At 53.6% G+C, this 7,694-nt stretch carries 8 protein-coding genes and 1 pseudogene; all 9 read left to right on the top strand.

All coding sequences use genetic code 11. The features are described from left to right. On the top strand, window positions 1–1,457 hold a 1,457-nt coding region (locus tag I2C21_RS16635), incomplete at its 5' end, for an AAA family ATPase (RefSeq protein ID WP_195279807.1). A gap of 142 nt (window positions 1,458–1,599) precedes the next feature. After that, window positions 1,600–1,758: a transposon-encoded TnpW family protein gene (locus I2C21_RS16630; protein ID WP_015524582.1), complete on the top strand. Its 159-nt coding sequence runs from the start codon at window positions 1,600–1,602 to the stop codon at window positions 1,756–1,758. 41 nt (window positions 1,759–1,799) lie between these two features. Further along, window positions 1,800–2,618: pseudogene (locus tag I2C21_RS16625) on the top strand (VirD4-like conjugal transfer protein, CD1115 family); the annotation flags it as partial. Window positions 2,619–2,749: 131 nt separating this feature from the next. Beyond that, on the top strand, window positions 2,750–2,965 hold the full coding sequence (locus I2C21_RS16620) for a Maff2 family mobile element protein (protein WP_005934794.1): 216 nt from the start codon (window positions 2,750–2,752) through the stop codon (window positions 2,963–2,965). 39 nt (window positions 2,966–3,004) lie between these two features. Next, window positions 3,005–3,874: a VirB6/TrbL-like conjugal transfer protein, CD1112 family gene (locus I2C21_RS16615; RefSeq protein WP_007046101.1), complete on the top strand. Its 870-nt coding sequence runs from the start codon at window positions 3,005–3,007 to the stop codon at window positions 3,872–3,874. Next, window positions 3,864–4,457: an MT-A70 family methyltransferase gene (locus tag I2C21_RS16610; protein WP_094762434.1), complete on the top strand. Its 594-nt coding sequence runs from the start codon at window positions 3,864–3,866 to the stop codon at window positions 4,455–4,457. Before I2C21_RS16615 ends, I2C21_RS16610 begins: the two co-directional genes overlap by 11 nt. Continuing rightward, a complete protein-coding gene (locus tag I2C21_RS16605) occupies window positions 4,445–4,933 on the top strand; it encodes an XF1762 family protein (protein WP_006573555.1) in 489 nt (162 codons plus the stop codon). Before I2C21_RS16610 ends, I2C21_RS16605 begins: the two co-directional genes overlap by 13 nt. Next, window positions 4,902–5,282: a PrgI family protein gene (locus I2C21_RS16600; protein WP_005934790.1), complete on the top strand. Its 381-nt coding sequence runs from the start codon at window positions 4,902–4,904 to the stop codon at window positions 5,280–5,282. The genes I2C21_RS16605 and I2C21_RS16600 overlap by 32 nt, the downstream gene beginning before the upstream one ends. A gap of 1 nt (window position 5,283) precedes the next feature. Continuing rightward, on the top strand, window positions 5,284–7,683 hold the full coding sequence (locus I2C21_RS16595; protein ID WP_195279809.1) for a VirB4-like conjugal transfer ATPase, CD1110 family: 2,400 nt from the start codon (window positions 5,284–5,286) through the stop codon (window positions 7,681–7,683). Window positions 7,684–7,694: the final 11 nt, after the last annotated feature.

Below are 7,694 nucleotides of genomic sequence, written 5' to 3'. Positions count from 1 at the left end.
AGCGGCACAATGTTGTGTTTGTCGGCAGAGACCGAAGCGGTACGCCGAGATACGCCCATGTGCGAGGAACGGCAGACCCATTCAGACAGGACATTGCCGGGTCTGACAAGTCCTATCCGTTCCGCTATGAGGGAAACGGCAACCAGCTTTTTGTTTTTGAAGCACCGATTGACCTTTTGTCCTTTATCTGCCTTTATCCGCAGGACTGGCAGACAAGGAGCTACCTTGCCCTGGGCGGCGTTTCGGGCAAAGCCCTTGACCGTTTTCTTTCTGAACGCAAGGACACCCGAAAAGTATTCCTCTGCCTTGACAGCGACACCGCAGGAAGTGAAGCCTGCACCCGACTGGCGCAGGACATTCCCGGCGAGATTGCCGTCATTCGCCTTGTCCCGGCAAGGAAAGACTGGAACGATGTTCTCCGTCAGCAAGGGGACATTCCCAGCCGCAAATTCATAGCCGAGACAATCACGCTGCGAGAGCTACCCACCGCCCAGCCTGTCCCCATGCTCCGCATGGCAGATGTGGAGCTGACGAGCGTGGATTGGCTATGGTTTCCGTATATCCCCTTTGGAAAGCTGACGATCATACAGGGCAACCCCGGCGAGGGCAAGACCTACTTCGCCATGCGTCTTGCGGCGGCTTGCACCAACCGAAAGCCCTTGCCCGGTATGGAGACACTTGAGCCTTTCAATATCATTTATCAGACCGCCGAGGACGGTCTGGGCGATACCGTTAAGCCCCGGCTGATGGAAGCAAACGCAGATCTTGAACGAGTGCTTGTCATTGACGATAGAGACACGCCGCTGACCCTTGCCGATGAGCGCATAGCAAGGGCAATCCGTGAGAACAACGCAAGGCTGGTTATCATTGACCCGGTGCAGGCGTTTCTGGGCGCAGATGTGGACATGAACCGGGCAAATGAAGTCCGTCCCATCTTCCGAAGTCTGGGAGACATTGCACAGGCTACCGGGTGCGCTATCGTGCTGATCGGACACCTGAACAAAGCCGCAGGAACGCAAAGCACCTACCGAGGATTAGGGTCTATCGACATTACGGCGGCAGTCCGCAGTCTGCTGTTTATTGGCAAGCTGAAGGACAGTCCCACAACAAGGGTGCTTATCCATGAGAAAAGCTCCCTTGCGCCGCCCGGACAGTCCCTTGCCTTTTCTCTGGGAGACGAGAAAGGCTTTGAATGGATAGGAGCTTATGACATTACCGCTGACGAGCTTCTTGCCGGGGCAGACACCGCCAAGACCGAGAGCAAGACCGCACAGGCGCAAATGCTCATTCTGGAACTGCTGGCAGATGGAAAGCGTATGCCAAGTGCAGAGCTGGAAAAGACGGTCAATGAGCGTGGAATTTCCTCACGCACCATGAGAACGGCAAAGAGCCGTATCGGGGATAGACTTGTGACCGAGAAAGACGGCACAGCATGGGTCTGCTATCTCCGAGACTGACAGCAGGAACACGGCAAGCGTGGCAAAGACGGCAAGGTTTTTATAGATACCTTAATGTTGCCGCCTTGCCTTGTTCCCTCATACCGACACCGCCCGATGATGAACAGTCACCGGGCATTTTTCATTTACAGGAGGATTTTGAATGAACAATACCGCAACCAACACCGCCACTTGCCCGACTGTCAGAAAGCAGATCGGAAAGACAACCTATATCGTCCGTGTGCATTTCAGCGAGACCGCAAAAGAGACGATGGAGGACAAAATCAAGCGTCTGCTCCGTGAGGAAGTCCGCAAAATGTGACTTCTTTGTGAATTTGATGAAAAAGTCCTTGACTTTTCGTCTCTGGCAAGACTGCTAAGTCGATTTTAATTTCCTGCGGCGCAAGGCTTGCGCCCTTCGACATTGCAGAGCTGCGGGAGCTGATGAGCTACGATGAGATGGAACTGGACACCATCGGAGACCGGAAGACGGCGCTGTTCGTCATTATTTCCGATACCGATGACACCTTCAATTTCGTCGTGGCGATCATGTATTCCCAGCTCTTCAACCTTCTCTGCGACAAAGCAGATGACGTTTACAACGGACGGCTTCCCGTCCATGTGCGCTGTCTGCTGGACGAGTTTGCGAACATCGGTCAAATCCCCAAGTTTGATAAGCTCATCGCAACCATCCGAAGCCGGGAAATCTCGGCGTCAATCATCTTGCAGTCCCAGTCTCAGCTCAAGACCATCTACAAGGATGCGGCAGACACCATCACAGGCAACTGCGACTGCACACTTTTTCTTGGCGGCAAGGAGAAATCCACGCTCAAGGAAATCAGCGAGGTGCTGGGCAAGGAGACAATCGACCTTTACAACACCTCAGAAACCCGTTCCAACAACAACTCCTATGGCTTGAACTATCAGAAGACCGGCAAGGAACTGATGTCTCAGGACGAGATCGCCGTCATGGACGGAGCCAAGTGTATTTTACAGCTTCGAGGCGTGAGACCTTTTCTCAGTAACAAATACGACATTACAAAGCATCCAAAGTACCGGCAGCTCTCCGACTATGATAAGCGGAACGCCTTTGACATCGAGAAGTACCGGCAGCACAAGCTGGTAGTCAAGCCCGATGACACATTCGACCTCTATGATATGGGCGAGATCGAAGCGGATTAAAGCCCCGTCGCTGCACTGCGCAGTGGGTACAGCCTGATGGCTCCCAAAGCAGAACAGCGACGGGGCTTCTTTTTTTATGCCCATTTTCAAAAATACACAACCAATCTTTTTCAAATCAAGGAGGAAAATCTATGGCTTTCATCAATCAGGCTGTCACGGTTCTTCAGACGCTCGTTATCGCCCTCGGCGCAGGTCTCGCAGTGTGGGGTGTTGTCAACCTCATGGAAGGCTACGGCAACGACAACCCCGGCGCCAAGTCTCAGGGCATCAAGCAGCTCATGGCTGGCGGCGGTGTGGTGCTGATCGGCACGACCCTCATCCCCCTGCTCTCCGGTTTGTTCGGCTAATCCACGGCAAGCCCAGCTTAACCGAAGGGTGGTGAAATATTGGGCAGCATTTTAGAAAAGATCGAACAGGCTCTCAAGGATATGCTGATCGGATGGATCGAGAGCAACCTGACCAATATGTTCACCGATGTCAACGAGAAGGTAGGAACGATTGCCGCCGAGGTCGGGCAAACTCCGTCCGGCTGGAACGGCGGCGTGTACCAGATGATCCGGGGACTATCCGAAAACGTGATAGTCCCCATCGCTGGTATCATCATCACCTTCGTTTTGTGCTACGAGCTGATTTCCATGATCACCGAGAAAAACAACCTTCACGACATGGACACTTGGATGTTCTTCAAGTGGTTTTTCAAGGCGGCTGTGGCGATCTATCTCGTGACGCACACCTTTGACATCGTGATGGCAGTATTCGACATCGGGCAGAACGTAGTTTCCGGTGCAGCCGGTGTCATTCACGGCAACACCAGCATTGATATTGATTCGACGATTGCGCAGATGCGTACCGGCATGGAGAACATGGGCGTCGGAGAACTGCTCGGTCTGTCAATAGAAACGCTTCTGATCAGCTTGTGCCTCAAAATCATGGCGATCCTCATTACGGTCATTCTCTACGGGCGCATGATTGAGATTTACTGCACCGTGAGTATTGCGCCTATTCCCATCGCAACCATGAGCAACCGCGAATGGGGCAGCATCGGCACGAATTATCTGAAAGGCTTGTTTGCTCTGGCATTTCAGGGCTTTCTCATCATGGTCTGCGTCGGCATCTATGCGGTGCTGATCAACGGCATGATCATCGCAGACAACATTCATTCGGCTCTGTTCTCTGTGGCAGCGTACACGGTCATTCTGTGCTTCTCGCTGTTCAAGACCGGAAGCCTTGCAAAATCCATCTTCCATGCGCACTAAGGAGGTCGGCAGCATGAAGAAGTACAGCATCATCTACGCCGATCCCCCTTGGGCGTATCGGACTTACTCCAAGAAGGGGCAGGGACGGTCGGCAGAAAGTCACTACCCGACAATGTGCATTGAAGACATCAAGGCACTTCCGGTCGGTGAGCTTGCCGCGAAGGACTGCGCCCTGTTCCTCTGGATCACGTTCCCGTGCCTCTGTGAAGCACTCGAAGTGCTGACGGCATGGGGATTTTCCTATAAGACCGTGGCTTTTGTATGGGTGAAGCAAAACCGTAAGAACGACGATCTCTTTACCGGCATGGGCTACTGGACAAGGGCGAATGCCGAAATCTGCATCCTTGCTACGAAGGGACATCCGAAGCGTGTTGACGCCGGTGTGCGTCAGGTCATCCTCAGCCACATTGAAGAGCATTCCAAAAAGCCGGATGAAGCGCGGGAGCGCATTGTTCGGCTCATGGGAGACCTTCCCCGCGTAGAGCTTTTTGCCCGTCAGTCTCCCGAAGGCTGGGATGTTTGGGGCAACGAGGTCGAATGCACGGCGCATCTTCCTATGGAGGAAACACCATGCTGCGGCTAAGACCCATCTCTCTTCGTGACGCCAACGAGTACGTCCGGCAGCATCACCGGCATCATAAGCCGGTTGCCGGTCACAAGTTTTCCATCGGCTGTGAAGCAGACGGTGAGCTGGTCGGCGTAATCATCGCTGGGCGTCCCGTCAGCCGGTATCTGGATGACGGCTTCACATTGGAGGTTACAAGGCTATGCACCAACGGGGCGAAGAACGCTTGCAGCTTTCTCTACGGCGCGGCGGCAAGAGCTGCTGCGGCTATGGGCTATAAGCGCATCATCACCTACACGCTGGAAAGCGAAAACGGTGCAAGCCTTCGGGCTTCCGGCTGGATTTGTCAAGGCAAAGCGGGTGGGCTTCGCTGGACAGGCAAGCGTCAGCCGAAGGAGGATCAATATCCCGCACAAATGAAGCTGCGCTACGAAAAGCAGCTTAGAAAGGAGGAAACAGTCAATGGCATTTGTTCCGGTCCCGAAGGATCTTAACCGCGTCAAAACGAAGGTCATGTTCAACCTGACCAAGCGGCAGCTCATTTGTTTTTCCATCGCTGCGGCAGTCGGCGTCCCGATCTTCTTTCTGGCAAAGGCGCATCTCGACTTGTCTACGGCGGCAATGCTGATGGTGGTGATCATGCTCCCGTTCATCTTCTTCGCGCTTTACGAGAAGGACGGTCAGCCCGCCGAGAAGTATCTGTACCACATCGTACAGTCCATGTTCATCCGGGACAAGGTGCGTCCCTACCGCACGAACAATCTCTACGCTGAGATTCAGCAGAAAATCAAAGAACAGGAGGAATTGCAGCTTGAACAACAGCACAGCAAAGGCAAAGCCTAAGATGACCGTCAAAAACGGCGTCGTTTACGGCGATGCCCTTTCCGCTCAGGAAAAGAAGCGGATCGTCATGCAGAAGAAAAAGGACAGGAAGGCAAAGAAAGTCCGCAAGTCCGCCCAGCAGACCATCCCCTATGTGGAGATGTGCCGTGACGGTATCTGCAAGGTGAACAGCCGCCTCTACACGAAGTCCATCGCCTTTGAGGACATCAACTACCAGCTTGCGCAGAACGAGGACAAAACTGCCATCTTTGAGAACTGGTGCGACTTTCTGAACTACTTCGACAGCTCAATCTTCGTCCAGCTCTCCTTCATCAATCAGAAGGCAAGTCTCAATGAGTTCCGCAAACGCATCAACATCCCGGCGCAGGAGGACGCCTTCAACGACATCCGCTCCGAGTATTCCGGTATGCTGCAAAGCCAGCTCACCAAGGGCAACAACGGACTGGTCAAGAGGAAGTACATTACCTTCGGCATTGAGGCAGACTCCCTCCGCACGGCAAAGCCGAAGCTCGAACGCATTGAAACCGACATTCTCAACAACTTCAAAACCCTTGGTGTGAGAACCGAGCTGCTGTCCGGCTATGAACGGCTGAAAGTGCTTCATGATGTGTTCAACATGGACACCAATGAGCCGTTTCGCTTTTCCTTTGACATGGTTGCTCGGACAGGACTCAGTACGAAGGATTTCATCGCGCCCACTTCCTTTGACTTCCGTGAAGGCAAGTGCTTCAAGATGGGCAGAACCATCGGCGCGGTGAGCTTCCTGCAAATCCTCGCGCCGGAACTCAATGACCGTATGCTTGCCGACTTCCTTGAGATGGACAGCAACATCACGGTCAATTTTCATATCCGGACGATAGACCAGGCGAAGGCAATCAAGAGCATCAAGATGAAGATCACCGACCTCGACAAGATGAAGATCGAAGAGCAGAAAAAGGCAGTCCGCTCCGGCTACGATATGGACATCATCCCGTCCGATCTTGCCACCTTCGGCGGTGAGGCAAAGCGTCTGTTGCAGGATCTCCAGACCCGCAATGAGAGACTATTCCTTGTGACCATCCTCATCATGAATACGGCAACCAACCGCCAGAAGCTCGAAAACGCGGTGTTCCAGACCGCCGCCATTGCCCAAAAGTATAACTGTGCGCTCAAGCGTCTTGACTTCCAGCAGGAGGAAGGGCTGATGTCCTCTTTGCCTATCGGCGTCAATCAGGTGGAGATCGAACGCGGACTGACCACTTCCAGCACGGCGGTTTTCGTGCCGTTCACCACGCAGGAGCTTTTTCAGGGCGGCGAAGCTCTCTACTACGGGCTGAATGCGCTGTCCAACAACATGATCATGGTTGACCGCAAGCAGCTCAAGAACCCCAACGGGCTGATCTTGGGTACGCCCGGTTCCGGCAAGTCCTTCTCCGCCAAGCGCGAAATGACGAACGCCTTCCTCATCACCGAGGATGACATCATCGTCTGCGACCCCGAAGCCGAGTATTTCCCCCTTGTTCAGAAGCTCGGCGGTCAAGTCATCCGCATCTCGCCGGTCAGCACGGATTACATCAATCCGCTGGACATCAACACGAACTACTCCGAAGAGGAAAACCCGCTGACGCTGAAATCCGACTTCATCCTCTCCATGTGTGAGCTGATTGTCGGCGGCAAGGACGGCTTGCAGCCGGTTGAGAAGACTATCATCGACCGCAGCGTCCGCATGGTCTATCAGGAGTTTCTTGCAGATCCCAAGCCGGAGAAAATGCCGATCCTTGAAGACCTCTACAACATTCTGAGAAATCAGAAGGAGCCGGAGGCACAGCGCATCGCAACTGCCCTTGAAATCTATGTTCACGGCTCTCTGAACGTCTTCAATCACAGAACGAATGTGGATGTCAACAACCGCTTCGTCTGCTATGACATCCGCGAACTCGGCAAGCAGCTCAAGAAGCTCGGTATGCTGATTGTACAGGATCAGGTGTGGAACAGAGTCACCATCAACCGCGCCCAGCATAAGGCAACGCGCTACTACATGGACGAGTTCCATCTGCTCTTGAAGGAGGAACAGACCGCCGCATACAGCGTGGAAATCTGGAAGCGTTTCAGAAAGTGGGGCGGCATTCCCACCGGTATCACCCAGAACGTCAAGGATCTTCTTGCTTCCCGCGAGGTGGAAAACATCTTTGAAAACTCGGATTTTGTCTACCTTCTGAATCAGGCATCCGGTGACCGGCAGATTCTCTCGAAGGCGCTGAACATCTCGCCCAGCCAGCAGAACTACATCACCAATTCCAACGCCGGTGAGGGGCTGATCTTCTATGGCTCAACCATCGTGCCATTCAAGGACGATTTCCCCAAGAACACGCAGCTCTACCGCATCATGACCACCAAGCCCGAAGAAACCGTACAGAATTAAGGAGGATTTTG

Source organism: Clostridium sp. J1101437_171009_A5 (assembly GCF_015547905.1).
GTDB lineage: Bacteria > Bacillota > Clostridia > Oscillospirales > Oscillospiraceae > Pseudoflavonifractor_A > Pseudoflavonifractor_A gallinarum.
Note: the sequence above shows the minus strand (reverse complement) of the source record. Positions and strands in the feature narration are given on the sequence as shown.